The organism is Haloterrigena salifodinae, assembly GCF_003977755.1.
In the GTDB taxonomy this organism is placed as follows: domain Archaea; phylum Halobacteriota; class Halobacteria; order Halobacteriales; family Natrialbaceae; genus Haloterrigena; species Haloterrigena salifodinae.
The window spans coordinates 1626532-1650848 of the sequence record NZ_RQWN01000001.1 but is presented as its reverse complement, the minus strand read 5'-3'; the positions used below and the strand labels follow the sequence as shown (position 1 = coordinate 1650848).

Genomic DNA, 24317 nt, shown 5'->3' with positions numbered 1-24317 from the left:
ACCCGTGACCGGTTCCGATCCCGAACTCATCGTTCCGACCGAGATTCGTGACGCGATCCTCGAGCACGCCCGCGAAGGCGCTCCAGAGGAGATTTGCGGAATCTTCGGCGGCGACTTCGAGCCCGAGGGACGGAGTCGGGTTCACTCGCAGTATCCCGCCGAAAACATCGCCGAGACGCCGCGGACCCGGTATCGAATTGATCCCGAGGAGCAACTCGAGGTCTTCGAGCGCCTCGAGGACCGCGGCGAGGAAATCGTTGGCTTCTATCACTCCCATCCCCGCGGGCCACCCCAGCCCAGTGCGACCGACGAAACGCAGGCGACCTGGCCCGATCGGTCGTACCTGATCGTCTCGCTCGAGCCTCTCGAGATCGGCTCGTGGCGGTGGCGGGAGGATGCTGCTGGCGAACGGTTCGAGAGCGAACGGCTCGCTCTCGAATGATCGGCGGCTACCGACGACGAGCACCCTGCACCCGTGGCAACGGGGATTTCCACGTTCCTCCCCAGCCGACTCGCTCTCTCCTCCCGTCGCTCGCTCATCCCTCGCACGACTTCGTGACGTGGTTCGCCGTTCGCTCACCACGTCACGCCGCGCGCCACCGCACGTAGTTCGTCGGGTCCGTCACGAGACGTCCTCGAGCACATCCGGAACCCACCCCTGATTCGGGTCGTCCGTCTTGTGCATCCAGTCGATGAGCCGCTCTCGCATCTCCTCGCGAACGTCGGCGTAGTCGGGGTGGTCGATCAGATTCTGCAACTCGGCAGGGTCGGCCTCGAGGTCGTACAACTCGTCGATGTCGGGGCCGTTGTAGACGTACTTGTACCGCTCCGTGCGGACCATCCGCTGGGTGTAGAGGCCGAACTCGTCGCCGTGGTACTGGGCGAAGGTAGAGTCGGGCCAGTCGTCGGGCGCGGCGTCCGGGTCGCCGCCGGCCTCGAGCAGTGGCACCAGACTCCGCGAGTCGAACGACTCCGGGACGTCGACGCCGCCCATCTCGAGGAAGGTCGCCGTGAGGTCGTGCAGGTGGACGGGCGCTTCGCAGGTCGATCCGGGCTCGACGACGCCGGGCCAGCGCACCTGGAGGGGGATCCGGTAGGTGTCGTCGTACATCAGCGGGCCCTTATTGAACTGGCGGTGGTTGCCGACGAAGTCACCGTGATCCGAGGCGTGGACGACGGCCGTCTCGTCCGCCAGTCCGCGGTCCTCGAGCGCCTCGAGGATCCGCGCGAGCTGGTCGTCGATCAGCGAGACGAACCCCCAGTACTTCGCGGTGGCCTCGGCCCAGTGATCCCACTCGAGGCCGTCGGCGCCCCGATAGTGGTGAAAATTCTCGTGAATTTGGGGCTTCCCGTCGTAGGTCTCGGCGTAGCTTTCGGGCGGGTCGATCTCGTCGGGGTCGTACATCGAGGCGTAGGGCTCGGGGACGACGTAGGGGTGGTGGGGACCGTAGAAGTCGGCGCGGTGGAAGAAGGGCGCGTCGCCACCGCTCTCGGCGTGGTCCTCGATCGCGTCGACTGTCCGCTCGGCGAGTAAGTACGCGCGGGTCTCCTCGACGTCGACGGACGTCGTCGCCGCGACGAACGTCCCCTCGCTCGCATCGCGCGGGTCGTCGCCGGTGTAGAGTTCCTCCTCGAGATCGACCTCGCCGAGCGGAACCCCGCGCTCCTCGCGGTACTCGCGGAACGCCTCGTCGATGTCGTCGTGGTGTTTGTCGCTGCCGCCGAGATAGGAGAAGCCGAAGTCCTCGGGGGTCTGGTCGCGGCCCACGTGCCACTTCCCGGTGTAGCTGCAGTCGTAGCCGCTGTCGGCCAATTCCTCGGAGAACGTCGGCAGGTCTGTCGGCAGGTTCGGCCGGATCGCGTCGGCCTCGTGGCTGTTGTTCAACATCCCGTGGCCGTGGGGGAACAGGCCAGTCATGAGGGAGGCGCGGGCGCTCGTGCAGATGCTGATCGGCGTACACGCCCGCGAGAAGCGCATCCCCTCGCTCGAGAGTTGATCCATCGCCGGCGTCTCGACGGGTGGCCCCTCGGGCGCCGTGCAGTCGTAGCGCTCCTGATCGGTGAGGACGAACAGAACGTTCGGGCGGCTGTCGGCCATCGGGCGTCGTACACCGACGCCGTAGTTAATGGTGGGCCCTGCTGCGGAGTAGAATAGTGGAAAACCGAAACCGATCGAACCGGGCCGGGCTACCCCGCGGCATTACCCGAGGAGGTAGCCCAGCCACGGCCGCTGACGGACGAACTCGGTCTCCTCGAGGTAGGCGTCGACGCCGAGGAGCCGTCCCGCGGCGAAGACCCCGACGAGCACGAACATGAGGAGTCCGAGCAGGTCGCCGTTGACGTAGCCGTTCGCCCAGTCGGCGTTGCCAAGATAGAACAACACCATGAGGACGCCACCGAAGAAGGCGGCCAGGCGCACGAGCGCCCCCACAATGAGCCCCAGTCCGATGCAGAACTCACCGAGCGGGATCATCACGTTGGTGAACTCGAGCAGCCAGGGCGTCCCGGCGACGAGCTCGAACAGCGGGGCGATAGGCGTCTCGGCGTGTTGCAGGTAGCCCGCCGCGTCGAACGGCTCGCCGGCCACGAGTTTCCCCCACCCGGCGTGGAGGAACCAGTAACCGACGATCAGTCGGACCCCCACCATCACGTAGCCGGCGACCCCGTCGGCGTAGTCGAACTCCTGGCGCTTCCCCAGCCACTGCACGGTTGCTTCGTTAGTTGCCATTAGCGCTCACCTTCCAGTCACTACTCGGCGCTATACGGGCTTAAGACGGGCTCAGATTCTCGTTCGAGTGGAACGAGCCCGAATCTCCCCTGCAATAGTGGGTGTTTAAAAGACGGGCTGCAACCGCAAGCTGTTCGACGTCTTCGAACCCGTCGGTTCGTCCCGTCACGCGCGCTTCCGTTCGGAAATCGGAATCGAAAACCAGTGCCGGCAAGCGGCGACCGTCAGGCGAAGTCGTCGTACGTCGGTCGCTCGAGGTCGCCGGGGAACTCATCGACCGGGACCTGCGTCTGGTCGCCCGACTCCATCTCCTTGATCGTCACCTCGTCGTTTTCGAGGTCCTGCTCGCCGGCGACGACGACCGTCTCGGCGTTGATCGAGTCGGCGTAGTTCAGCTGCGATCCGAAGGAGCGATCCGCGACGTCGGTCTCGACGACGTGGCCGTGCTCGCGGAGGTCGCGGACGATCCGGGCGGCCTCGGACCGCGTGTCGCCGATCTGGAGGACGTAGTAGTCGGTCGTAAACGCCTCGTCCGGCCAGACGTCCGCCCGCTGGAGGAGCAAGGAGAGCGGCGCGAGGCCGGGCGCGACGCCGACGGCGGGCGTCGGCTGGCCGCCGAAGCTCTCGATCAGATCGTCGTAGCGGCCGCCGCCGAAGACCGACCGGGAGACCTCGCCGGTCGAGTCGAAACACTCGAAGACCACGCCCGTGTAGTAATCGAGTCCGCGGGCGGTCTCCAGCGAGAGCGTACAGTACTCGCGGGCGCCGAAGTCCGCCGCGGCCTCGAGGACGTTCTGGAGGTTGGTCACGGCCGCTTCGACGCGGTCCGTCCCGGCGAACTCGACGAGTTCGTCGAGGTCGTCCTCGCCGACCGCGAGCAGGTCGTCGAACTCGGCGGCCTGATCGTAGCTGAGGCCGGCCTCGACGAGCAGGTCGTGGTACTCGTTGTGGCTGATCTTCTCGGATTTGTCGACGGCGCGGATGGCCGCGGCCGTGTCCACGTCGGCGTCGAACGACTCGAAGAGCCCGCCGAGGATGTCGCGGTGGGAGACGCGGAACTCGAACTCCTCGCCGGTCAGGCCGAGGTCGGTCAGCGCGTCGGCGGCGAACGCGAGAATCTCGGCGTCGGCCTCGGGTTCGCTCGAGCCGAAGATGTCGACGTTGGTCTGGTAGAACTCGCGGAACCGGCCCTGCTGGACCTGCTCGTAGCGCCAGAACGGCCGCGTCGAGACCCACTTGATCGGCTTCGAGAGCTCCTGCTGTTTGGCGACGACCATCCGCGCGACAGTCGGGGTCAACTCGGGGGTCAGTGCGACCTCGCGGCCGCCCTTGTCCTCGAACGCGTAGAGCTCTTCGACGATCTCCTCGCCGCTCTTGTCGACGTACATCTGGGTGCGCTCGAGTGCGGGGGTGCCGACCTCCCGGAAGCCGTACCGTCGTGCCGCGGCCTCCAGGCTGTCGATAACCTCCCGGCGCGCCCCCATCTCGGCGGGGTAGAAGTCACGAAATCCCTTGAGGTGGTCGTACATGTCCCCCGATTCGTTTAGGCCGCGCTTCAAACTGTCCTTTGTCGCTCGGGTGGCGATTCGTCCCCCGTCAGCGTCCGTGCGTTCGGCGTTCTCGCCGTCGCCCGTTTGGTTCGACCGCTGGAGGCGTTAGTTCGACGCACTTCGCGGCGAGATTCTCCAATACATTGATAGCTCGCTCGGTGCTGAGATACGCCCGTGCAACGGCTCGAAGAGGATGACTGGGTCGCGGACGTCGGTAAACAGCTCCCGGTCTCGCCGCTGTCGATCCTCGGATTCGTCCTCGCCGCTACCATCGGCGTGCGGATCGCCGGCGAGACCCTCTCGACGAGGACGATACTCGAGAGCATCTTTCCGCTCGTGATCGCGACGGCGGTCATCCTCGCCGACCGGTTCCTCGTCGCGCAGGACGTCTCGGCGCGGGATCGACTTACCGTCTTCGCGTACAGTCTCGGCGGCTTTCTCGCCGCGTTCATTGTGGCGGCGTTACACCTTTACATCGCCTACCTCGACGGACTCGGCTCCCGCTCGCCGCTGTTCCTGTTGTTGATGAGCGGGACGATGGGCGTCGGCGCCGGCACCGTCGCCGGCATCTACGACATCAAACAGCGGGCCGCGACCCGCGAGGCGCGCCGGCAGAGCGAGCGCTTAGAGGAGTTCGCCAGCGTCGTCAGCCACGACCTCCGGAACCCCCTCAGCGTCGCGCGCGGGCGCCTCGATGCGGCCTTCCAAACCGGGAACGCCGACCACCTCAAGGAGGTCGACGCCGCCCTGACGCGGATGGACGAGCTGATCGAGGAGTCGCTGTCGGTCGCCCGCAGCGGGACCCAGGTCGAGGAGACTTACGAGGTGCCCCTCGAGGAACTCGCCGGCGACGCCTGGTCGTCGACCGCAACCGACGAGGCGACCTACGAGGTGGTCGACCACCGAACGCTCCAGGTCGATCCGCTGCGGGCGAAACAGCTCTTCGAGAACCTCTTTCGGAATTCGATCGAGCACGGCCGAGAGGACATCACCATCCGCGTCGGCGTCTGTTCGGGGGGCTTTTTCGTCGAAGACGACGGCCCTGGGATTCCCGAGGACGAACGCGACAAGATCTTAGAGCAGGGGTATTCGACGGCCGAGGACGGGTCCGGACTCGGGCTCGCGATCGTCCGCGCCATCGCGGACGCACACGGCTGGTCGGTCGCGGTCACGGAAAGCGAAAACGGCGGCGCGCGGTTCGAGTTCACGCGGTAGCGCTCGGCGCCTCTCTCTGCTCGAGCGCGCCGGCACAACGCGGCTTATTCGCTCGCTCGCCGAACGCCCGTCACGTACGTCTGCGTGTGATCGGGGAAGCAGTCGTCGACGGCCCCGGGGCCGCCCTCGTCGGCGATGATCGTCCGGAGTTCCGCCTCGTAGTCGGCGCGATCGATCTCCTCGCTCGGGCCGACGGTCACCTCGAGTCGCGCCTCGACCAGCCGATCGACGGCGGTGCGGCCGAAGCCCGACAGCGGTGCGATGTAGTCGACATCGTGGCGATCCTCTAGGCTCTGGGCCTGCGCGCGAGAGATCGTCGGCACGCGGTCGTCCCGGCGCGTCCCGTCGGCGATGGCGTCGTACTCGTGGTCGGCCAGTCGCTCGAGGGCGTGCTGGTGAACCCGCTGGATGCCGTTGCGGGGGAAGCCATCCTCTCGAATCGTCGCCGCGGCCTCGCGAGCGACATCGGCGTCCAGTTCGAGTCGCTCGAACTCGAATCCCATCGAGGCGGCGGTCTCGCGGGCGTGTTTCCAGTCGTCGCTGACGCCGAAGTGGGCCGTCACCAGCGTGACGTCGTAGAACTCCTCGAGGAGAAGGGCCGCGAGCGTCGAGTCCTTGCCGCCGCTGTAGAGCAGTCCCAGCTCCATCAGCGCCGCTTGATATCGAAGCTCTGGGAGTCGGGTTTCAGCTCCTGGAGGAGCTGTTTCATCTTCTCGTCGTCGATCTTGCCCTGCATACGGCCGCTGCGGGCCAGGCTGACGACCTGTCGTTCGACCTGTTCGCCGAACTGCGGTTTGCTCATCTTGACCGTGTTGAGCCGCTTGCGGGCGTCGTCGGTCAGGTGCTGGCGGAGGACGGCCTTCTTCTGGGCCTCGGCCTGTTGTTTGGCGGCCTCCTGCGAGCCACCCTGCTGGCCGTCGGCCTGCTCCTGTAGCTGCTCCATTTTCTTCTGTCGCAGCTCCTCGAGTTTCTCCTCGTCGGGTGCATCGCTCATTGCTATCACAACTGTTGTTTCGCACGGCGGAAAATGATTTCGGACGACAGACGATACTGTCGGCGCTCGAGGGGTGTTCGGCGTGAAAACTGAATTTATCTCGCGTTACGCGTAGCGCTCGAGTTCCGGACGGTCGAGTTCCTCGAGGACCTCGCCGGCGGTGTCGTCGAGGAGGCTCTGACCCTCGGCGGTGATGCGTCGGCCTTCACCCTCGGCGGTTTCGACGAGGTCTTCCTCTTCGAGCTGCTGGAGGATCGTTCGGATGAGGTTCTTCGAGCCGTCGGTGCGCTTGTCGGGGGCGACCTGGTAGCGGTTCGAACCGCCCTTCGCGCCGCCGTACTCGGTCGAGAGTCGCTCGACGCCGATCGGGCCGCGGTCGGCGACCTTCCGCAGGAGACTCGCCGCGCGAGTCGCCCAGAACTCCTCCTGTTCGGGCGGCAGCTCGTTGGCGACACCGCTCTTGGCGAACTTGCCCCATTCCGGTTCCTCGAGTCGATCCGAGAGATCGTCGGCGAGCGCCTCGATGAGGTCGTCCGCCGGAACGTCGTACATCGTAGCCATTGGCGTGTGGTTCCCGTCGCCGGCATTTAAGGCCATCGTTGTCCCGCGCAGCGGTGGTGTGGCGACCGCTCGCAGGGACTCGGCGCCCGGCGGGCCGCGGTTTCTCGAGGCGTCCAGCTTGCAGTCCGGGCGGTTTTTCGTGTTGGAATAGAAACGGGACGTATGGACGAACGCGCCGCCCTGTCGCTGCTGGAGGGCGAACTCGAGGCTGCCGGTGACGACGCGGCCGTCGTCGACGACCTGGTGATCACGACGGACATGCTCCACGAGCGGACGGATTTCCCGACGGGGACGACCCGCTACACGGCGGGCTGGCGTGCGGTCGGCGCGTCGCTGTCGGACGTCGCCGCGATGGGCGCCGACGCGACCGCCGCGGTCGCGGCCTACGCCGCCCCCGAATTCGACCGCGACGAACTCCTCGCGTTCGTTCGGGGCGCACGCGACGTCTGTGACCGTGTCGACGCGACCTACGTCGGCGGCGACCTCGACGGCCACACCGAGTTCACTGTCTCGACGACCGCGGTCGGCCGGAGCGACAACCCCGTCCGCCGTAGCGGGGCCGAACCCGGCGACCTGCTCTGTGTCACCGGGACGCTGGGCCGCAGCGCGGCCGGCCTCGAGTTGTTCGAACGCAGCGCTCGGGATAACGCCGGGAGCGACGAAGACGCCAGCAGCGTCGACCGGGCGAACGAGCTGTTTCGCTTCGAGCCCCGAGTCGCGGCCGGCGCGGCCCTCGCGCCCCACGCGACGGCGATGATGGACTCGAGCGACGGCCTTGCCCGGTCGCTCCACCAGCTCGCCGAGGCCAGCGACTGCGGCTTCGCGGTCGACTCAGGGGCGGTCCCCGTCGCCGAGGCGCTTTTCGAACTAGCTGACGACGAGGGGACGGACGCGGAGCCGCTCGAGCGCGCGATCACCTTCGGCGAGGACTTCGAACTCGTCGTGACGCTTCCGGAGTCGGCCCTCGAGACGGTGCGGGCGGCGATCGACGTCGACCTCTCGGCGATCGGGTCGGTCACGGAGCCGGTCGAGGGAATCACGCTGGACGGCGAGAAACTCCCGGATCGGGGCTATACCCACGGGACGTGAGCTATTGCGGACGGAAAGCAGACCATTGGCGACCGGGGACGGAAAACAGGTCGTCGACGATCGGAGACAGCTCCGGGCCGTCGGCGTCCGTCGCTACTGGATGACCTCGAGCGGGACTGGCATGAAACAGAGCAGTCCGAGCCCGAAGGTGACGACGCCCAGTAGCTGCCGCCAGGTACCGAGCCGGCCGTCGGTGACCGGCTGCGCTCCGCCCGCCGACGCGAGGAGCGTGGCCAGGAACCCCCAGAGGATCCAGATGAAGATCGTCTGCAGCCCGTAGCCGCCGATGTAGTACAGGTAGCCGGCGAGGGCGAACAGCGCGCCGGGGACGAGCGCGCTGACCGTCTCGTGGAGGTCGCCGATCATCGCCCGCAGGATGTGGCCGCCGTCGAGCTGGCCGACGGGGATCAGGTTGAGGAAGGTGACGAACATGCCGACCCAGGCGCCGATGACGACCGGATTGACGTTTCGCGACGGGTCGTCGAGATACAGCGGCTGATCGATCGCCGCCGCGATCAGTTCGAGCATCGGCGGGATCCCGAGTCGGAAGCCGCTCTCTTCGGCCTGCTGCACGACCGGTTCGGGGATCGTCACTGGCGGCAGGTGGAGTCCGACGACGGCGATAGTGACCGTCGCGACGAGTCCCGCCAGCGGACCGGCGATGCCGATGTCGAACAGGGCCTTTCGGTTCGGCATCCGCCCCTTCAGCTTGATTACCGCCCCCATCGTCCCGATGATCGTCGGGATGGGAATGAAGTACGGCAGGGAGGCGTCGACCTGATGGTAGCGGCTCATCACGTAGTGGCCCAGCTCGTGGACACCGAGCACCGTCAGCACCGCGGCCGAAAACGGCCACGCGCCGAGGATCTCGATCGGACCCCCGAACGGATCGATTCCCGGATACCACCAGAAGGCGCCGACGAACAGCGTCGAACAGATCGTCGCACACAGCAACAGGATGTTAGTCCATGGGATGCCGTCAATCCCGATGCTGATCGGCTCGGCGACGAGGACGTACTCGCCGTGGCGCACCGTCAACTGCGGGTCGTAGCCCGCTTCGCGAAATACCGGCCACAGCTCCTCCATCGTCCGCTCCGGATTGGTACGCGGATCGCCGTAGTACACCAGCTGATCGTCCTCGGCCCGCATCTCGTAGACCCGAAAGACCGACTCGATACGCTCGAGCGGCGGGCCGTCCCCGAGCGAGGGGTCGTCGTCGATCGACGGACCGACCCGGGGGACATCGGCGTCGTCCATCATCCGTGATTAAAGAGCCCGGCGTATAAATCGACTGTCGTCGGCAGGGTCTTCGGCGAGTCGAACTCGAGCGCTAGTACGGGCCGACGAAAACGGAGGAAAGGGACCTCAGGGTGGGCCGGATGGCGTCGGAGACGCGCCGGCCGGCAGGGTGTCGCGCGGTACGAGGGCGTTCGTCAGGTCGCTACCGGGGACCTGGGGCTGTTCGAGCGAAGCGAGGGCACGATCAGGCCGATTCGACGCGCCAGGTGGTTGCGCTCGTGTACGACCACTTCTCGATCTCGAGGTCGGTAGCCGACTCCGAGAGTTTGACCATCAGCGCGCCGATCTCCTTGGGGGACATCCCGACGTCGTCAGCAATGAACTTGCCCTTGAAGTATAGCTCTCCGTCTTCGGCGCGGTCGCGGAGATATCGTTTCAGGCGTCGTTCCTTGCTGTCCGTGGAGGGTTGGGCTGTCGTGCTCATCGACATCCACTGCTTGTTGCCGGGATATGTTATAAAGGGAGGATGGTTAGCGAAATTTCGGTTGTGTTTAGGTATTTGGTGGGTAATGGACGTTTTATTCTCGATTCGGTGATTATTTATCGAACGGTGAGCGGGCTCGAGACCTTTTAAAACCGCCGCTAACTTATTATCGCACATTCGATTATCATGGCTGATAGAGTGTTCCGTTCCGGGAGGCTTGACCTATTTTGAACGGAAAGTTCATGGAATCAAGTACTAACTTCGTTCGTGAACCCAGAATTCGTCCTCGACTGTCACTTCTTTCTTGAACAGCGGCACCTCGTCTTTCAACCGGTTGATCCCGTCTTCGACGGTCCGAAACGCCTCCTCGCGGTGTCCGGCGAGAACGACGACGAAAACGATGTCCTCGCCGTCCTCGACGACGCCGGTTCGGTGGTAGAGTTCGACCTCGAGAACGCCGTCGCGGGCCTCGAGATCCGTCTCGAGGGCGGCCATTCGCTCGTCGGCGACGCCCTCGTACTTCTCGAACTCGAGGTACTGGGTGCGCGCGTCGTCGGTGTCGTCCTTCGCGCGGACGCGGCCGGTGAACGTCGCGATCGCCCCCGCTTGATCGGCCTTCGGCGACCGCTTGATGCGATCGACCAGCGAGTGGAGGGTTTCGTGGGGCTCGCGCGACTCGAGTTCGGCCGCGACGGCGTCGGGATCGAGGTCGTCGGACTGTTCGACGGCCGCGATAATGCCCTCCTCGTCCGCGTCGTCCGTCCCGACGACGACCGTCGGATGGCGGAGATCCTCGACGCCCACGACGACGGCGTACGCGCAGTCGGACGCCAGCCGATCGAGGGCGTCGCCGACGCCCAGTCCCGTCCCGGACGCGGCCCAGTCGCCGTCGGCGCCGAGCTCGTAGCTGACGTCGCCGCCGACCGTCGTCGAGTCGTGGACGGCCGTCCCGTCCGCGATCGTCGCGTCGTATCTGACCACGCCGACGCGTCCCTCCCGCTCGAGGCGATCGACGAGGCGATCGCAGACCCGCTCGACGGCGTCGCGGTCCGCGCCGCGGTCGCAGATGCCGAGTACGTGCATAGTTGTGACATGGCGGCGTCGGGCTTTGTAGCTGTCGACAAAGCCGCGCGGGTGGGCGTCCAGCGCACACCCACGCGCCTCTTTCAGCACTGCCCGCCGCACTCGACCGGCCGGCTATCGTTTCTGTTCAACGAGGGGCTGCGTACTACAGGGACTTTGGAACTGCGCCACCGAGTCACACACATGATCCGGCGAATCGGTTTCACCGGCGACGTCATGCCCGGGCGACTGGTCGACGACCGCCAGCGCCAGCGGTCGGTCGACGCGGTCTGGGGGAACGTCCGCGAGCGCCTCCGGGATCTCGACGCGCTCGTGATCAACCTCGAGTGCGTGCTCTCGACGCGCGGGAGCGAGTGGCGGCGGACTCACCGCCCGTTTCACTTCCGCGCGGACCCCGACTGGGCGGTTCCGGCCCTCGAGCGCGCCGGCGTCGACGTCTGCGCGCTCGCGAACAACCACGTGTTAGACTACGAGGAGGTGGCGCTGCGAGACACGCTCGAGCACGTGGACGAGGCCGGGATCGCGCGAGCCGGCGCGGGAGAGACGATCGACGAGGCGCTCGATCCGGCGGTCGTAACCGTCGACGGCAGCGGGAGCGACGAAACCGACGGCCTCGAGCTGGCCGTCGTTTCGTTCACCGACAACACGCCCGAGTACGCGGCCGACGAGGAGTCGCCCGGAACCGCGTGGATCGACGTCGATGTCGACGACGAGAAAACGCGAGAGCGGGTCCGCGAGGCGCTCTCCCGCGCCCGCGAAACGGATCCCGACCTGCTGGTCTCCTCGCTACACTGGGGGCCGAACATGGTCACCGAACCGCCCGACTCGTTCCGGGCGTTCGGCCGCTGGCTGGTCGAGGAGGGCGTCGACGTGATCCACGGCCACAGCGCCCACGTCTTCCAGGGGATCGAGGTCTACGATGGCGCGCCGATCGTCTACGACGCGGGCGATTTCGTCGACGACTACGCGGTCGACGACGAGTTGCGCAATGACCGCGGGTTTCTGTTCGAACTCGCGGTGACCGAGGACGGGACGCCGACCGAACTGCGACTCGAGCCGACCGAGATCGACGGCTGTGCCGTCCACGAGGCGAGCCCCGACGCCGCCGCGTGGGCTCGCGACCGAATGCGCGAGCTATCGGCCCCCTTCGGAACCGCGTTCGATCGCGACGGCGAGGCGCTGGTGTTGGCGCTCGAGTCGTAGCGCCGGCGCCGGGTCGAATCGTTCCCGTTTCGGGGCCGGCTGCCGCCTCGAGAATCGTCCCGTGAGAGTGAGACACGCGCGGTGATCCGGAGTTGGCAACCCTTAAGATAGCAACCCGGTTACACCGGTGTAGTATGAAAGTGGTCGTCTCTATCGGCGGGAGCGTGCTCGTGCCCGAGCCGGGCGCGGATCGGGTGGCCGAACACGCGGCCGTCGTCGAAGACCTTATCGCGGACGGCTGTCGCGTTGGTGCCGTCGTCGGGGGCGGCGGCGTCGCCCGCGACTACATCTCGGCGGCCCGCGATCTGGGGGCGAACGAAATCGAACTCGATCAGCTCGGAATCGACGTCACGCGGCTCAACGCGCGCCTGCTCATCGCCGCGTTGAGCGAGGAGTCCGTGACCGCGCCGGCGCTGGACTACGAGGAGGCCAGCGAGGCGCTCCGCCGGGACGATATCTGTATCATGGGCGGCGTCGCGCCGGCCCAGACCACCGACGCGGTCGGCGCCGCGCTGGCGGAGTACATCGACGCCGATCTGCTCGTCTACGCGACCAGCGTCCCCGGCGTCTACAGTGCCGACCCGAACGAGGACGACGACGCGACCAAGTACGACTCCCTCTCCGCGGCGGAGCTGGTCGACGCCATCGCCGGCCTCGAGATGAACGCCGGCGCCTCGGCGCCCGTCGACCTGCTGGCGGCGAAGATCATCGAGCGCTCGGGGATGCGGACGATCGTCCTCGACGGCACCGATCCCGACCGGATCGCCCGCGCCGTTCGCTACGGCGACCACGACGGGACCGATGTCATCCCCGAGGGAGCGGGCGAGGAACCGACCTACTGGGCCGCCGACGAGCAATGAGCGACGAGAGTCCCTATACGCTGCAACGCGACCTCGAGGAAGACGAGCGCCACGCGTTCTGGGCGGATATCGTCGCGGATCGGGTAGAGTCGCGCGACCCGGACGAGCCGATCGTCGTCAAGGGCGGCATCTCGCCGTCCGGCGTTCCCCACCTCGGGAACGTCAACGAGATCATGCGGGGCTACTACGTCGCCGAAGTGCTCCGCGAGCGGGGCCACGAGGTCCGGCAGGTGTTCACCGCCGACGATCGCGACCCGCTCCGCAAGCTGCCTCGCACCCTCTGTGACCTCGAGGGGAACCTCGTCGATCTCGGCGAGGTCGACGCGGGCGCGCTCGGGCGCAACCTCGGCGCTCCCTACACGGACATTCCGGACCCCTTCGGCTGCTGTGACTCCTACGGCGACCACTTCTCGACGATCATCCAGGACAGCGCCGACGCCGTCGGCGTGCCGATCGACCTGGTGTCGAACACGGAGATGTACGAGAACGGCGACCTCGAGGACGTCACGCGCTTTGTCCTCGAGCACCAAGACCGCGCACGCGAGGTGCTCTCGGCGTATCAGGACAAGGTCGACGAAGACTACGTCCCGTTCAACCCGATCTGCGAGGAGTGCGGGAAGATCACCGAGACGGTGACGAGCGTCGACCTTGAGGGGGAGACGCCGACCGTCGACTACCGCTGTACTGACATGGACGCCGGCGACCAGACGATCGACGGCTGCGGCCACGAGGGCACCGCCACGCTGCGGGAAGGCAAGATGCCCTGGCGCTTCGAGTGGCCCGCCCAGTGGAAGGAACTCGGCGTCGATTTCGAGCCCTTCGGCAAGGACCACGCCGAGGGCTCCTGGCCCAGCGGCCAGGACGTCGCGCGAAACGTCTTCGAGATCGAGCCGCCGATCCCGATGGTCTACGAGTGGTTCACCCTCGAGGGCCAGCCGTTCTCCTCCTCCGAGGGCAACGTGATCCTCGTCTCGGACGTCCTCGAACTGCTCGAGCCCGAGGTACTGCGGTACTTCTTCGCCAAGGACCCCTCCAAGGCCCGAGACTTCAGCATCGAGCGCCTCGACCAGCTAGTCGACGAGTTCGACCGCCTCGAGGCGATCTACTTCGGCGAGGTCGAGGCCGACGAGGACGAGACGGCCTTCGCGGAGCGAGTCTACCCGCTCGTTGTCGAGGAACCCAGAGAAGAGCGGATTCGGCTTCCGTACACGTTCGCCGCCGTCCTCGGGATGTTCGACGACCCCGACCTGCGTGAAGACGTCGCTCGCAAGGAGGGTCACATCCCCGACGACGCTCCTGAGTGGGCCGTCGAGGACGCTCTCGCGCGGGTCGAGAAGGCCCGCAACTGGGCCCGACGGACCGCAAACGAGTTCGACTACGAGCTCAAGCGCACCGAGATTCCGGATCACGAGTTCGACGCAGCGACCGAGGACGCCCTCGCGGAACTCGCCGACTTCATCGAGGCGGGCCGCGAACCCGACGAGATTCAGGGCGAGATCTACGAGACCGCCAAGCGCCACGACGTCGACGTCGGCGACTTCTTCGGCGCCGGCTACCGCCTGTTCTTCGACGAGAATCAGGGGCCAAAACTCGGCCCGTTCCTCGCGAAGGTCGACCGCGAGTTCGTCGTCGCCCGATTGCGCCGGGAACGCTGATCGCGCGGTCCGTATCCTCGTCCTCGAGTCTCCCGTTCTGCCGACAGGATAGACAAAAGCCCTTTGAGAACGCCTCCCGGAGATAGGACCGATGGACTACGGTTTCCCTGCTGTCGTCTCGGTCCCCGAACTCGCCGGATCGGAGACCCTGACCTGGGTCGTCGCCGGCCTGCTCGTCTACTGGTTCGGGATCATCGCGCTCCGTCGAGCGGAGCTGTTGCCGTCGTACGTCGGTACACAGGGGCCGATTCTGACCTTCCACACCAAGCGCGGCCGGCGGTTTCTCGACCGCCTCGCGCGGCCCAAACGGTTCTGGCGCGCCTGGTCGAACCTCGGCGTCGGCATCGCCATCGTCGTGATGGCGGCGATGTTCGTCGTGCTCGCGCTCGGGGCGATTTCGGCGCTGACGTCGCCGCAGCCGGCCAGCAGCATCAACCAGCCGCGAAACGTCATCCCGTTCCCCGGGGTCAACGACTTCCTCCCGGTATCGGCGACGCCCGGGATCGTCACCGGACTGCTGGTCGGACTGGTCGTCCACGAGGGCGGCCACGGCCTGCTCTGTCGTGTCGAGGACATCGAGATCGAGTCGATGGGCGTGGCCATGCTCGCGTTCATCCCGATGGGCGCGTTCGTCGAACCCGATCAGGAAGGCAGCAAAGAGGCCTCTCGAGGCGGCCAGACGCGGATGTTCGCCGCGGGCGTCACCAACAACTTCGCGGTGACGATCCTCGTCTTCGCCCTGTTGTTCGGCCCGATCGCGGGATCGATCGCCGTCGCTCCGGGCGCCGCCGTCGGCGGCGTCGCTCCCGGCTCGCCGGCCGACGAAGCCGACGTTCAGCCCCACGACCGCATCACCGCCGTCGGGGGCGAGCCCGTCGAGACCAACGACGAGCTCGCCGATCGACTGGACGCCGCCGAGGGCGAGCAGGTCGAACTCGAACTCAACGGCGAGCGGACGGTGACGGTCGATCGCGCGCTGCTGGTGACCGCCGCGATCGAGAACGGGCCTGGAGGCCTGGAAGTCGGCGATCGAATCCTCCAGGTCGGCGACCAGTCGGTCGCAACCGAACGCGACTTCCTCGACGCCGTCGGCGACGACGAGCGCGTCTCCGTGACGATCGAACGCGATGGGGAGGAACTCGAGCGCGAACTGCCGATCGGGGCCGCCGTCGACGTCACCGACGATGGCCCCCTCCAGGAGGCGACCGGCTCGATCGACGAGTCGCTGATCATCACCCGGTTCGACGGCGAGCGAACCCACACCTACGACGACCTCACCTCGCTGGTCGACGAACGCGAGGTCGGCAGCGAGGTCACCGTCGAGGGGTATCTCGACGGGGAGCGCGTCGAGTACGAGGTCACGCTCGGCGAGCACCCGCGCAACGACGGGAGCTTCCTCGGCGTCGTCGGCCACACCGGGGCGTCCGGCTTCGAACTCAGCGATATCGGGGTCCAGCTCTACCCCGCCGAGGACTACCTGGCGATTCTTGGCGGCGGGGACGGCACTGGCAACGCCCTGATGAACTCGTTTATCGGGAAAATCGTCCTCGCGGTGATGCTCCCGGTCAGCGCCGTGGCCGGCCTCCTCCCGTTCAACTTCGCCGGCTTCACCGGCGGCGTCCAGAACTTCTACGAGGTGCAAGGGGCGCTGGCGGCGCTCGGCGACGGGACGGTCTTCTTCCTCGCGAACATCCTGTTCTGGACCGGCTGGATCAACGTCCAGCTCGGCTTCTTCAACTGCATTCCGGCGTTCCCGCTGGACGGCGGCCACATCCTCCGGACGAGCACCGAAGCGATCGTCTCGCGGCTCCCCTTCGAGACCACCCGGGGGCACGTCCGCACCGTCACGACGGCCGTCGGGTTGACGATGCTCGGGAGCTTCGTGCTCATGCTGTCCGTTCCGTTGCTCCAGTAGACCGGTCGGACGCTCGCGCCGCCGCTCACTGGACTGTTTCTGAACGTCCGATCGACACATTGCTACCCTTGGTATCGCGCTCGTCGCCGACGGTCACTCCGTCTCGGCGTCCGAGGCGTCGCCGGCGTCGGTCGGCGTCCCCTCGTCCGAATCCGTCGTGATACCGTGGCGCACGGAGAACTCCTCGGGCGTCGCTTCGATGCGCTCGAACGCGGCGTCGAAGTAGCGTTCGTGGTGGCGGGCGAGCTGTTCGACGATCCACGCGCTGCAGGTCTCGTCGAAGCGCCACTCGCCGTCTCGGTCGGGGATCTCGAACCGCTCGTCGGTCGAGAACGCCGCGTAGACGTGAAAGAAGCCCAGGATGACGTCGGCGAAGTCGCGGGCCTTCTCGGCGCAGCTCTCCCGCCGATCCGCGAGCTCCGCGGAGCCCGCCTCGGTGAGCTCGAAGTACTTCCGATCGGGTTCGTCCTCACGGTCGATCCGCTCGGCCCACCCCTTCTCTTCGAACTTGTAGAGGATGGGGTAGACCGAGCCGTAGGACGGTTCCCAGTGGCCGCCGCTGATCTCGCGGATCTCCTTCAAGATCTCGTAGCCGTAGCGGGGCTTTTCCTCGAGTAGCTCGAGAACGAGATAGGCGATGAGTCCTTTCGGCGGCCCACTTTTCCGCATGTGCGCCGTGAATTACACGGGCAGACGGAAAGGCGTTCTGTCGCCGAGGGAAGCGACACAGTCGATCGAAATTCGTCGCCGAAGCCGCCGACCCTTGCGTCGGAAACCGAACGCGTTCGGCGTCCAGTCCCGGGTTCGCGCTGGTCACCCACCCCGAGCGTCGAACCGAAACCCCGTCCTTCTTAGCCTCGCCGTCCTAATCGTCGCCCATGGAACGACGGCAGCCGCCACAGACCGAAGAGGGCTGGTACGTCCTGCACGATTTCCGCTCGATCGACTGGGACGCCTGGCGAGACGCCCCCGAACGCCGGCGCTCGCAAGCGATCGAGGAGGGAATCGAGTATCTCTCCGCCGCCGAGTCGGTCGCGGACGCCGAGGAAGGCGAATCGGCGACGTTCGCGGTGCTCGGCCACAAGGCCGACCTTCTCGTTCTCCACCTCCGCCCGACGCTGGCCGACCTCGACGCGTTAGAGCGCCGGTTCGAAGGGACGGCACTGGCGGAGTTCACCGAGCGCGCTGATTCCTACCTCTCGGTGACGGAGGTCTCGGGCTACATGTCCCAGGAGTTCTTCGACGAGGACGCGGAGGTCGAGGACACCGGCATGGCGCGCTACATCGAAACCCGGCTCAAACCCGAGATTCCCGACAGCGAGTTCCTGAGCTTCTACCCGATGGACAAGCGCCGCGAGCCGGAGGACAACTGGTACGATCTGCCCTTCGACGAGCGCGCCGAGCACCTCTCCTCGCACGGCGACATCGGCCGGGACTACGCCGGCCGGGTCACCCAGATCATCTCCGGCAGCATCGGCCTCGACGACTTCGAGTGGGGCGTCACCCTGTTCGGCGACGATCCGACCGACGTGAAGGAACTCCTCTACGAGATGCGTTTCGATCCCTCGAGCTCTCGGTTCGCCGAGTTCGGCCGGTTCCTCTCGGCCCGCCGGTTCCCGCCGGAAGATCTCGGCGCGTTCCTCGCGGGCGAGCGGATCCCCCGGGAGGGCGACGAGTCCCACGGCGAGCATCCGCACGCCGGCGGCGAGAGCGGCGGTCATCACCACGGCGACTCCGGTGGCCATCACGGGGACTCCGCCGGTCACCACGGTGACTCGAGTTCCAGCGGCCGCGGCGACCATGGTGGCTCCGGCGGTCCGCACGGCGACGACGACGAAGATCTCCGCAGCGAACTCGAGGACATGGGCGTCTACGCCGGCCAGCCCCACGGCGAGGACGTCCACGCGGTCGTGCTCTACTCCGCGGCCGACGCCGAGAAACTGTTCGAGGAGGTCGACGGTCTCCGCGGTAACTTCGATCACTACGATACGCACGTGAAGACGGCTGTCTATGAACCCCAGGTGGGCGGTGACGACGGCGAAACCGCAGTTGTCAGCCTCTGGGAGACTGAACGGGCCGCGAGCACCGCAGCGGGGTTCCTCGCTGATCTGCCCGATATCGTCCGACAGGCCGGCGACGACGAGGGCGACTCCTGGGGCACGATGGGGATGTTCTACTCCGTCAAGCCCGAACACCGCGGGGACTTTGTCGGCACCTTCGAGGAGGCCGGCGAACTGCTCGCGGAGATGGACGGCCACCGAAAGACGGACCTCCTGATCAACCGCGAGGACGAAAACGACATGTTCATCGCCAGCCGCTGGGATTCCCGCGAGGACGCCATGCAGTTCTTCCGCAGCGACGCCTTCTCGGAGGCCGTCGAGTTCGGCCGCGACGTCTTGACCGACCGGCCGCGCCACGTCTTCCTGGCCTGAGTCCAGTCGCACCCGACGTTCTCCGTTTCTGCACCACCTGCGTTCGCCTTCGAGGCGCGACTCGAGACTACTGCTCGCCGTCGTAGAAGAAGTAGCCGGCCAGTCCCGCGATACCCAGCGCGAGCGTTAGGTACGGCCAATAGCCGGCGTCGCGGTCGGTCATCGCGGCGTGGCCGGCGACGAAGATCGCGAATCCGACGTGGGCGACGAGCGTCGCCGTCAGGAAGGAGACGAAATCCATTATCCGGAGATTTGACGGGCCGATAATAGCCGTTTCGGAGCGCCGTTTCCCACTGCCGGCGAAAGCTACTCGAGGGTCCTCCGACTACCCTCTGAGTAGTGAACCGACGCGCGTTGCTCGCCGCGGTGCCGTCGATCGCGCTCGCGGGGTGTGCGACCCGCCTCGGGATCGCCGATCGTGTCGAGATCACGCGGAAGTTCGTTCGGCTCCACCCGTGGGACGACGACGAGCCGATCGACGCGGTCGTGCGACGCTACGATCCCGACGATGGGGTCGCCTACGACGACGACCCCCACGAGGCGCTCGCCGACGAGGTCGATCCCGACGAGCCGCTGGTCGTCTCCGACTCGGTAGCCGATCGACTCGCCGCCGAGTACGAGATCGTCGAGTACCGGATCTACGCCTGCGCCCTGGACGGCGACGACTGCCGGGAGACGACGCTCGTGCGCGAGGACTTCAACGCGGTCGAGGCCGGCGACGTCGTCGATATCGTCAGCCGCAGCTCCGGCGCCGGGCTGGTCAACATTCACGAACGACGCGAGGAGCGCGACTAGCCGTTGCTCTCGACCTCGTCACGAGACGGCGGCTCTCCCTCGAGCGGTGTTCTACTGCCGCTGTGAAGCCTTAGAAGTCGTGATCCGGATCGTCTTCGACGGACCGTTTCAGCGAGTCGCGGCGGGCCTTGGCGTCTCGGGCGGTCGCCTCGAGCAGGAAGTCGTTTTTGACGTCGACGGCGTCGGCGGCGGCCTCGAGCTCCTCGGGGCCGAGCTCCGTCGGGTCGCGCTCGTAGAACTCGACGGCGAGTTTGTCCTTCTTCCCGGAGTACTCGACGGTTCCGACGACGATCTTCTCGAAGACGGGGTTGTCGGGTTCGCCGATGACGTAGAGATCGCTCCCCTTGTACTCCTCGGTCCCCGTGATGGGGCCGAAGTACTCCTCGACCGTCGACTCCATATCGGGGATTCGCTCCTCGAGATACTCACCGCGTCGCATCTTGTACTCCTTCATGGATTGGAGATACACGGCGGAGTGTTTACCTCTTTTCATAGCCGACGTTACGACCAGCCAACACGCGCCTCGAGAACAGTGACGGGCGCGCGGTCCCCGCGCTGTGGCCGCGGGTTCGAGCGGACCTGTCAGCGGCGTTCCCGTTCGCTGAGGTATCCCTTTCGGCAGTCGGGGCAGATGTCGCCGGCGCGCAGCGACCCCCGGTTGCCGTCCGAGACGAAGTCGCACCGCGGACAGTAGAACTCGGTCGGGACGTCCTCGTGCGGCCCGTCACTCTGGCTTGGCGTCGGCGCCGACCCCGCTCGTTCAATTCCGCTTCCCGAGGCGGCTCCGTCCTCGGCCGACTCGTCGCCCGTCGCTGGGCCCGCGTCGGCCGACACCTGCGTTTCGGGTGCGTTCGGCGGCTCCGCGGTCACGGATCTGGCGTCGGCCGCTGCGGTCGACTCGCCTCGCCTGCCGGAGACGGTCCCGGTGTCGTCCTCGAGGACGACCGCGTCGTCGGTCACCGGCTCGTTGGGTTCGACCGGGTCCTTGAGTTCGGCGTCGATCGGGGCGTCGTCCTCGCGGTCGCCGTCCTCGTCGGAGTCGGGCCACTCCGAGGGCTCGTTCTCGCTTCCGACGGGCGGACCGACGTCATCGGAGTCGGGCCACTCGCCGTGGTCGCGCTCGCGGTCGGCAGAGAAGGGATCGTCGTCATCATCGTCGAGGATCTCCCCGTCGTCGGTCACGGGGTCGCCGTTCTCGTCGGTCGGCACGTCGAAGTCGTCGGTCGACTCGTCCGCGGCTGCCGCCGGTTCGTCTGCTTCGGCGTCGATGAAGTCGTCGTCACCGTCGTCGCTGAAGGCGACCTCGTCGGCCGCGCCGGTCGGTGGTTCGACAGCCTCGGCGTCGCTGTCGGGTATCGCTGTTTCGGGTTCGGGCTCGGGGGGGAGCGAATCGGCGTCCGTCACGGCGGAGAGGCTCGTGACCTCCGTGTTCTCGCTGAGGACGTTTCGGTCGCCACAGCGGGCACACTCTTCGAACTCCTGGACGGTTACGACGACCTCGCTGCCCCGTTCTTCGCGCTCGCGTTCGACTTCGGGGTCACCGTAGTCGTGTCCGAGCAACGAACATCGAAGGGCCATTGTCTCACCGTACCCAGTCATCACATAAAAAACGTGCTGCCTCCGGGAACCCGATCGTGACGGCGACGCAACCGATCGGTGCGGGGACGATCTCACTTCGCTCATCGACCGAGCAACGACAAACGTCAAATCCCCGGTCGTCGAATACGCCGACGAATGAGAGCAAAGCGGGAGTACCGGGATCGAACGAGGACGCAGGTGGCGGTACTCGACGCGCTCGTCGATCGGGCCGACGAGGGCATGAGCGTCTTCGAACTCCGGGCGGCGGTCGAAGTCGATATCGACGAACTCGAGACGGCGCTCTCGACGCTCAAGCAGGACGGGCTGATCGTCGTCGAATCCGGCGGCAGCGAGACCGTCATCAAGCCCGACGAGCAGGTGATCCCCGAGGCGCCGACCGACGAGAACGAGGACCAGACGATCGGCGAGTGGCTTCGCGATCGATTCCCCTTTTGAATCGAAACGCCTGAGAGGCGCAGGCACCTCTGCAACCGTATGACCATTATCGAGGCGATTCATTCGGAGCACGGGGCCGCGTTCGGCGAGCGCGACGGCCGGACGATCGTCGAACACTTCGGCCGCCCGGAACGGACCCACCGGGCGGTCCGCAACGGCGTCGGTCTGATCGAGATGGCCTACGGCGTCGTCGTGGTCGAGGGCGACGATCGACTCGAGTACGTCGATAACGTCGTCTCGAACCGCGTGCCGGCCGAGGACGGTCAGGGCTGTTACGCGCTCGTCCTCGACCCGCAGGGCGGGATCGAGATCGAACTCTACATCTACAACGCGGGCGAGCGACTGCTCCTCTTCACGCCGCCCTCGACGGCCGAGCCGCTGGTCGAGGACTGGTCCGAGAAGGTATTCATCCAGGACGTCGACATCCGCCTCGCGACCGACGACTACGCTGTCTTCGGGATCCACGGTCCGACGGCAACCGAGAAGGTCGCCAGCGTTCTCAACGGCGCCGCCTCGCCCGACGAGCGCTACTCGTTCGTCCGCGGGACGATGGGTGACGAGGGCGTGACCGTCATCCGCACCGACGCGCTGACCGGCGAGGAGAGCTACGAGGTTATCTGTGCGGCCGACGCCGCCGCGGACGTCTACGACATCCTCGAGACCCAGGGCCTCAACGCCGCCCCCTTCGGCTACCGCACGTTCGAGAGCCTCGCGCTTGAGGCCGGCTCCCCCCTCTTCGAGACCGAACTCGAGGGGACGCTCCCGAACGTGCTCGGCCTGCGCAACGCTCTGGACTGGAAGAAGGGCTGTTACGTCGGCCAGGAGGTCGTCTCCCGCGTCGAGAACCGCGGTCAGCCGAGCCGAAAACTGGTCGGGCTGACGCTCGAGGGCGCTGCGAGCGGCGACGAGGGCGAATCGCCAGCGGTTCCTGACGCTGCCGCCGCCGTCTTCGACGGCGACGCCACCGTCGGCGAGGTGACCCGTGCCGGTGAGAGCCCGCTGCTCGAGGAGGTCATCGCGCTCGCCGTCGTCGACTACGGCCTCGAGAGCGACGCGCTGACGGTTCGGGTCGACGGCGAGGAGGTCCCCGCGATGGTGACCGAGTTGCCGTTCGTCGAGGGGTCGGATCGATCGGATCGCCTGCCCGCGTACCAGTAATCCGATCGCTGTGCCAGGCCGCCCCGAGCCCGGTTCGAAACAGAACGTTTTCGCCGGCCGGAGGGATACGATTCGCCGTGACGAACGACGAGACGGAGCGGCCCGATAGCCGACGGAGTTGGCTCGTGGCAGTCGCCGGCGCGATCGGCATGGTGTTCACGTTCGGTACGCCGTTTTCCTACGGGATCCTGCGGCAGCCGTTCAGCGAGGCGTTCGCCGTTTCGCCGGTCGCGCTCTCGACGGTCTTCTCGATCATGCTGTTTACCTTCTTCATCGGCGCCGGCGTAGTCGGCGTCTTCGCCGCGCGACTGCCGGCCCGCCCGCTGTTGCTCGCCTGTACGGCCGTCACTGCTGCGATCGCGCCCGCGCTGTTCTTCACGGAGTCGTATCTCGGGTTGAGTCTCGTGTTCGCGCTGCTCGGCCTCGCGCTCGGGACAGTGTACGTCCTGCTCGCGTCGATCGTCCCGCGCTGGTTCGACGAGCGACGGGGCGCCGCGACGGGACTGATCTTCGTCGGCAATGGCCTGGGACTGTTTCTCCTGCCGCCGATCTGGCAGGCCGTCATCGCCCGATTCGGCGTCCGTCGTGGGTTCGCCGCCGTCATGGCGGCGACCGCGGTTGCGTTCCTCCTCGCCGGGATCGCGTGCCGACGCCCGCCGTGGACGGACGGCACGACGGACTCGAGCGGCGACGTCCTCGAGTGGATCGGCCGGCTGGCCGGAACGCGGACGTTCCAACTGCTGTTCGTCGGCATCGCGCTCGCGTTCTCGTGGTACCAGCTGCTCGCCGCGTTCGCGATCGACCTCTTTGCCGCCCGCGGGCTGACGGTCGCCGGAGCCTCGACGGCGTTCGGACTCGTCGGCGGCGTCAGCATCATCTCGCGGATCGGCGGCGGCTACATCGCCGACAGCGTCGGGGCCAGACGGGCGTTTCTTGCCTCGCTCGTGTCCGCGGCCGCCGGCGTCCTGTTGCTGTTCGCCCCGCAGTTCCCGGTGCTCGCCGTCGGCGTCTTCCTGCTCGGAATCGGGCTCGGCGGGACGGCGACGCTGTACATCCCGCTGCTGCTGGGGATCTACGGCGCCGACAGGGGGACTGCCATCGTCGGCACGTTCAACGTCGCCATCGGAACCAGCGCGCTGGCGATGCCGCCGCTCGGGACCGCGAGTGTCGCGTACACTGACGGCTACGCCCTCGCCGTCGCCCTCACGTTCGTTGTCACCGTCGCCTCCTTCTGGGCGATCTCGGTCGGCACGCGTCGTTCCTGATCCCCGTGCGGACGTCGGCCGGTCCCGTTCCGGCCGGAACTGGCCAGCCCCACCCTC

The 24317-nt window shown here is 66.8% G+C and carries 25 protein-coding genes; 12 read left to right on the top strand and 13 right to left on the bottom strand.

All coding sequences use genetic code 11. From position 1 onward, the window contains the following. Window positions 1-4 precede the first annotated feature (4 nt). Window positions 5-442, top strand: a complete 438-nt coding sequence (locus EH209_RS08270; RefSeq protein ID WP_126662394.1) for a desampylase — start codon at window positions 5-7, stop codon at window positions 440-442. 180 nt (window positions 443-622) lie between these two features. Here EH209_RS08270 and EH209_RS08265 read toward each other — a convergent pair whose 3' ends face one another. From EH209_RS08265 to hisS, 3 genes are all read right to left on the bottom strand, one after another. Next, window positions 623-2098: a sulfatase-like hydrolase/transferase gene (locus EH209_RS08265; RefSeq protein ID WP_126662393.1), complete on the bottom strand. Its 1476-nt coding sequence runs from the start codon at window positions 2096-2098 to the stop codon at window positions 623-625. Window positions 2099-2200: 102 nt separating this feature from the next. Further along, on the bottom strand, window positions 2201-2728 hold the full coding sequence (locus tag EH209_RS08260) for a DoxX family protein (RefSeq protein ID WP_126662392.1): 528 nt from the start codon (window positions 2726-2728) through the stop codon (window positions 2201-2203). A gap of 224 nt (window positions 2729-2952) precedes the next feature. Beyond that, the gene (gene hisS, locus EH209_RS08255; protein ID WP_126662391.1) at window positions 2953-4257 is read right to left on the bottom strand and encodes a histidine--tRNA ligase; all 1305 of its coding nucleotides are present in this window, start codon (window positions 4255-4257) and stop codon (window positions 2953-2955) included. Between the two features lie 195 nt (window positions 4258-4452). On the opposite strand from hisS, the gene EH209_RS08250 reads away from it, so the two are divergent. Further along, a complete protein-coding gene (locus EH209_RS08250) occupies window positions 4453-5493 on the top strand; it encodes a sensor histidine kinase (RefSeq protein ID WP_126662390.1) in 1041 nt (346 codons plus the stop codon). Window positions 5494-5537: 44 nt separating this feature from the next. Here the strand turns inward: EH209_RS08250 and EH209_RS08245 are convergent, their stop codons facing one another. The 3 genes from EH209_RS08245 to EH209_RS08235 form a co-directional block, all read right to left on the bottom strand. Further along, window positions 5538-6140, bottom strand: coding sequence for a DUF7411 family protein (locus tag EH209_RS08245; protein WP_126662389.1), 603 nt, complete (start codon window positions 6138-6140; stop codon window positions 5538-5540). Then, window positions 6140-6487, bottom strand: coding sequence for a DNA-binding protein (locus tag EH209_RS08240; RefSeq protein WP_008893616.1), 348 nt, complete (start codon window positions 6485-6487; stop codon window positions 6140-6142). The genes EH209_RS08245 and EH209_RS08240 overlap by 1 nt, the downstream gene beginning before the upstream one ends. Before the next feature lie 105 nt (window positions 6488-6592). Next, entirely contained in the window at window positions 6593-7048 is a 456-nt protein-coding gene (locus EH209_RS08235) for a 30S ribosomal protein S19e (protein WP_126662388.1), read from the bottom strand. 162 nt (window positions 7049-7210) lie between these two features. On the opposite strand from EH209_RS08235, the gene thiL reads away from it, so the two are divergent. Then, window positions 7211-8137 (top strand): thiamine-phosphate kinase, encoded by a 927-nt coding sequence (thiL, locus tag EH209_RS08230; RefSeq protein ID WP_126662387.1) that lies wholly within the window; start codon window positions 7211-7213, stop codon window positions 8135-8137. A gap of 93 nt (window positions 8138-8230) precedes the next feature. Here thiL and EH209_RS08225 read toward each other — a convergent pair whose 3' ends face one another. The 3 genes from EH209_RS08225 to EH209_RS08215 form a co-directional block, all read right to left on the bottom strand. Continuing rightward, a complete protein-coding gene (locus tag EH209_RS08225; protein WP_126662386.1) occupies window positions 8231-9394 on the bottom strand; it encodes a site-2 protease family protein in 1164 nt (387 codons plus the stop codon). 226 nt (window positions 9395-9620) lie between these two features. Then, a complete protein-coding gene (locus EH209_RS08220; protein ID WP_126662385.1) occupies window positions 9621-9866 on the bottom strand; it encodes a DUF7123 family protein in 246 nt (81 codons plus the stop codon). 249 nt (window positions 9867-10115) lie between these two features. Further along, window positions 10116-10943 carry a molybdopterin synthase gene (locus EH209_RS08215; RefSeq protein WP_126662384.1) on the bottom strand — a complete coding sequence of 276 codons (828 nt, stop codon included), beginning with the start codon at window positions 10941-10943 and terminating at the stop codon, window positions 10116-10118. A 183-nt stretch (window positions 10944-11126) separates the two neighbouring features. On the opposite strand from EH209_RS08215, the gene EH209_RS08210 reads away from it, so the two are divergent. The 4 genes from EH209_RS08210 to EH209_RS08195 all read left to right on the top strand — a co-directional run bounded on the left by EH209_RS08210 (window position 11127) and on the right by EH209_RS08195 (window position 16576). After that, on the top strand, window positions 11127-12146 hold the full coding sequence (locus EH209_RS08210; protein ID WP_126662383.1) for a CapA family protein: 1020 nt from the start codon (window positions 11127-11129) through the stop codon (window positions 12144-12146). A gap of 134 nt (window positions 12147-12280) precedes the next feature. Then, complete coding sequence (gene pyrH, locus EH209_RS08205) at window positions 12281-13006, top strand: UMP kinase (RefSeq protein ID WP_126662382.1); 726 nt, start codon at window positions 12281-12283, stop codon at window positions 13004-13006. Further along, on the top strand, window positions 13003-14661 hold the full coding sequence (gene lysS / locus EH209_RS08200) for a lysine--tRNA ligase (RefSeq protein WP_126662381.1): 1659 nt from the start codon (window positions 13003-13005) through the stop codon (window positions 14659-14661). Before pyrH ends, lysS begins: the two co-directional genes overlap by 4 nt. A 91-nt stretch (window positions 14662-14752) precedes the next feature. Then, complete coding sequence (locus EH209_RS08195; protein WP_126662380.1) at window positions 14753-16576, top strand: site-2 protease family protein; 1824 nt, start codon at window positions 14753-14755, stop codon at window positions 16574-16576. Between the two features lie 93 nt (window positions 16577-16669). On the opposite strand, the gene EH209_RS08190 is transcribed toward EH209_RS08195, so the two are convergent. Continuing rightward, window positions 16670-17245, bottom strand: coding sequence for a PadR family transcriptional regulator (locus EH209_RS08190; RefSeq protein WP_126662379.1), 576 nt, complete (start codon window positions 17243-17245; stop codon window positions 16670-16672). Window positions 17246-17454: 209 nt separating this feature from the next. Between EH209_RS08190 and EH209_RS08185 the strand changes: the two genes are divergently transcribed. Next, complete coding sequence (locus EH209_RS08185; RefSeq protein WP_126662378.1) at window positions 17455-19008, top strand: heme-binding protein; 1554 nt, start codon at window positions 17455-17457, stop codon at window positions 19006-19008. 67 nt (window positions 19009-19075) lie between these two features. Here the strand turns inward: EH209_RS08185 and EH209_RS23970 are convergent, their stop codons facing one another. Then, a complete protein-coding gene (locus EH209_RS23970) occupies window positions 19076-19249 on the bottom strand; it encodes a hypothetical protein (protein ID WP_164722013.1) in 174 nt (57 codons plus the stop codon). A 98-nt stretch (window positions 19250-19347) separates the two neighbouring features. On the opposite strand from EH209_RS23970, the gene EH209_RS08180 reads away from it, so the two are divergent. Further along, entirely contained in the window at window positions 19348-19803 is a 456-nt protein-coding gene (locus EH209_RS08180; protein WP_126662377.1) for a hypothetical protein, read from the top strand. Between the two features lie 70 nt (window positions 19804-19873). Here the strand turns inward: EH209_RS08180 and EH209_RS08175 are convergent, their stop codons facing one another. Continuing rightward, window positions 19874-20257, bottom strand: coding sequence for a DUF5611 family protein (locus EH209_RS08175; RefSeq protein ID WP_126662376.1), 384 nt, complete (start codon window positions 20255-20257; stop codon window positions 19874-19876). 128 nt (window positions 20258-20385) lie between these two features. Continuing rightward, entirely contained in the window at window positions 20386-21381 is a 996-nt protein-coding gene (locus tag EH209_RS08170; RefSeq protein WP_126662375.1) for a DUF7093 family protein, read from the bottom strand. Window positions 21382-21537: 156 nt separating this feature from the next. On the opposite strand from EH209_RS08170, the gene EH209_RS08165 reads away from it, so the two are divergent. From EH209_RS08165 to EH209_RS08155, 3 genes are all read left to right on the top strand, one after another. Next, window positions 21538-21837: a DUF6432 family protein gene (locus tag EH209_RS08165; RefSeq protein ID WP_126662374.1), complete on the top strand. Its 300-nt coding sequence runs from the start codon at window positions 21538-21540 to the stop codon at window positions 21835-21837. Between the two features lie 39 nt (window positions 21838-21876). After that, complete coding sequence (gene ygfZ / locus EH209_RS08160; RefSeq protein ID WP_126662373.1) at window positions 21877-22995, top strand: CAF17-like 4Fe-4S cluster assembly/insertion protein YgfZ; 1119 nt, start codon at window positions 21877-21879, stop codon at window positions 22993-22995. A 77-nt stretch (window positions 22996-23072) separates the two neighbouring features. Then, window positions 23073-24260, top strand: coding sequence for an MFS transporter (locus EH209_RS08155; RefSeq protein ID WP_126662372.1), 1188 nt, complete (start codon window positions 23073-23075; stop codon window positions 24258-24260). Window positions 24261-24317 lie beyond the last annotated feature (57 nt).

Bases quoted from the DNA above. Each gene is read 5' to 3' on its own strand.
- EH209_RS08235 (WP_126662388.1), bottom strand. From the start codon at position 7,048: ATGGCTACGATGTACGACGTTCCGGCGGACGACCTCATCGAGGCGCTC.
- ygfZ (WP_126662373.1), top strand. From the start codon at position 21,877: ATGACCATTATCGAGGCGATTCATTCGGAGCACGGGGCCGCGTTCGGC.
- EH209_RS08190 (WP_126662379.1), bottom strand. From the start codon at position 17,245: ATGCGGAAAAGTGGGCCGCCGAAAGGACTCATCGCCTATCTCGTTCTC.
- EH209_RS08210 (WP_126662383.1), top strand. From the start codon at position 11,127: ATGATCCGGCGAATCGGTTTCACCGGCGACGTCATGCCCGGGCGACTG.
- EH209_RS08195 (WP_126662380.1), top strand. From the start codon at position 14,753: ATGGACTACGGTTTCCCTGCTGTCGTCTCGGTCCCCGAACTCGCCGGA.
- EH209_RS08260 (WP_126662392.1), bottom strand. From the start codon at position 2,728: ATGGCAACTAACGAAGCAACCGTGCAGTGGCTGGGGAAGCGCCAGGAG.
- EH209_RS23970 (WP_164722013.1), bottom strand. From the start codon at position 19,249: ATGGATTTCGTCTCCTTCCTGACGGCGACGCTCGTCGCCCACGTCGGA.
- EH209_RS08225 (WP_126662386.1), bottom strand. From the start codon at position 9,394: ATGGACGACGCCGATGTCCCCCGGGTCGGTCCGTCGATCGACGACGAC.
- EH209_RS08240 (WP_008893616.1), bottom strand. From the start codon at position 6,487: ATGAGCGATGCACCCGACGAGGAGAAACTCGAGGAGCTGCGACAGAAG.
- EH209_RS08245 (WP_126662389.1), bottom strand. From the start codon at position 6,140: ATGGAGCTGGGACTGCTCTACAGCGGCGGCAAGGACTCGACGCTCGCG.
- EH209_RS08215 (WP_126662384.1), bottom strand. From the start codon at position 10,943: ATGCACGTACTCGGCATCTGCGACCGCGGCGCGGACCGCGACGCCGTC.
- EH209_RS08220 (WP_126662385.1), bottom strand. From the start codon at position 9,866: ATGTCGATGAGCACGACAGCCCAACCCTCCACGGACAGCAAGGAACGA.
- lysS (WP_126662381.1), top strand. From the start codon at position 13,003: ATGAGCGACGAGAGTCCCTATACGCTGCAACGCGACCTCGAGGAAGAC.
- EH209_RS08175 (WP_126662376.1), bottom strand. From the start codon at position 20,257: ATGAAGGAGTACAAGATGCGACGCGGTGAGTATCTCGAGGAGCGAATC.
- EH209_RS08165 (WP_126662374.1), top strand. From the start codon at position 21,538: ATGAGAGCAAAGCGGGAGTACCGGGATCGAACGAGGACGCAGGTGGCG.
- pyrH (WP_126662382.1), top strand. From the start codon at position 12,281: ATGAAAGTGGTCGTCTCTATCGGCGGGAGCGTGCTCGTGCCCGAGCCG.
- EH209_RS08185 (WP_126662378.1), top strand. From the start codon at position 17,455: ATGGAACGACGGCAGCCGCCACAGACCGAAGAGGGCTGGTACGTCCTG.
- EH209_RS08265 (WP_126662393.1), bottom strand. From the start codon at position 2,098: ATGGCCGACAGCCGCCCGAACGTTCTGTTCGTCCTCACCGATCAGGAG.
- EH209_RS08170 (WP_126662375.1), bottom strand. From the start codon at position 21,381: ATGGCCCTTCGATGTTCGTTGCTCGGACACGACTACGGTGACCCCGAA.
- thiL (WP_126662387.1), top strand. From the start codon at position 7,211: ATGGACGAACGCGCCGCCCTGTCGCTGCTGGAGGGCGAACTCGAGGCT.
- hisS (WP_126662391.1), bottom strand. From the start codon at position 4,257: ATGTACGACCACCTCAAGGGATTTCGTGACTTCTACCCCGCCGAGATG.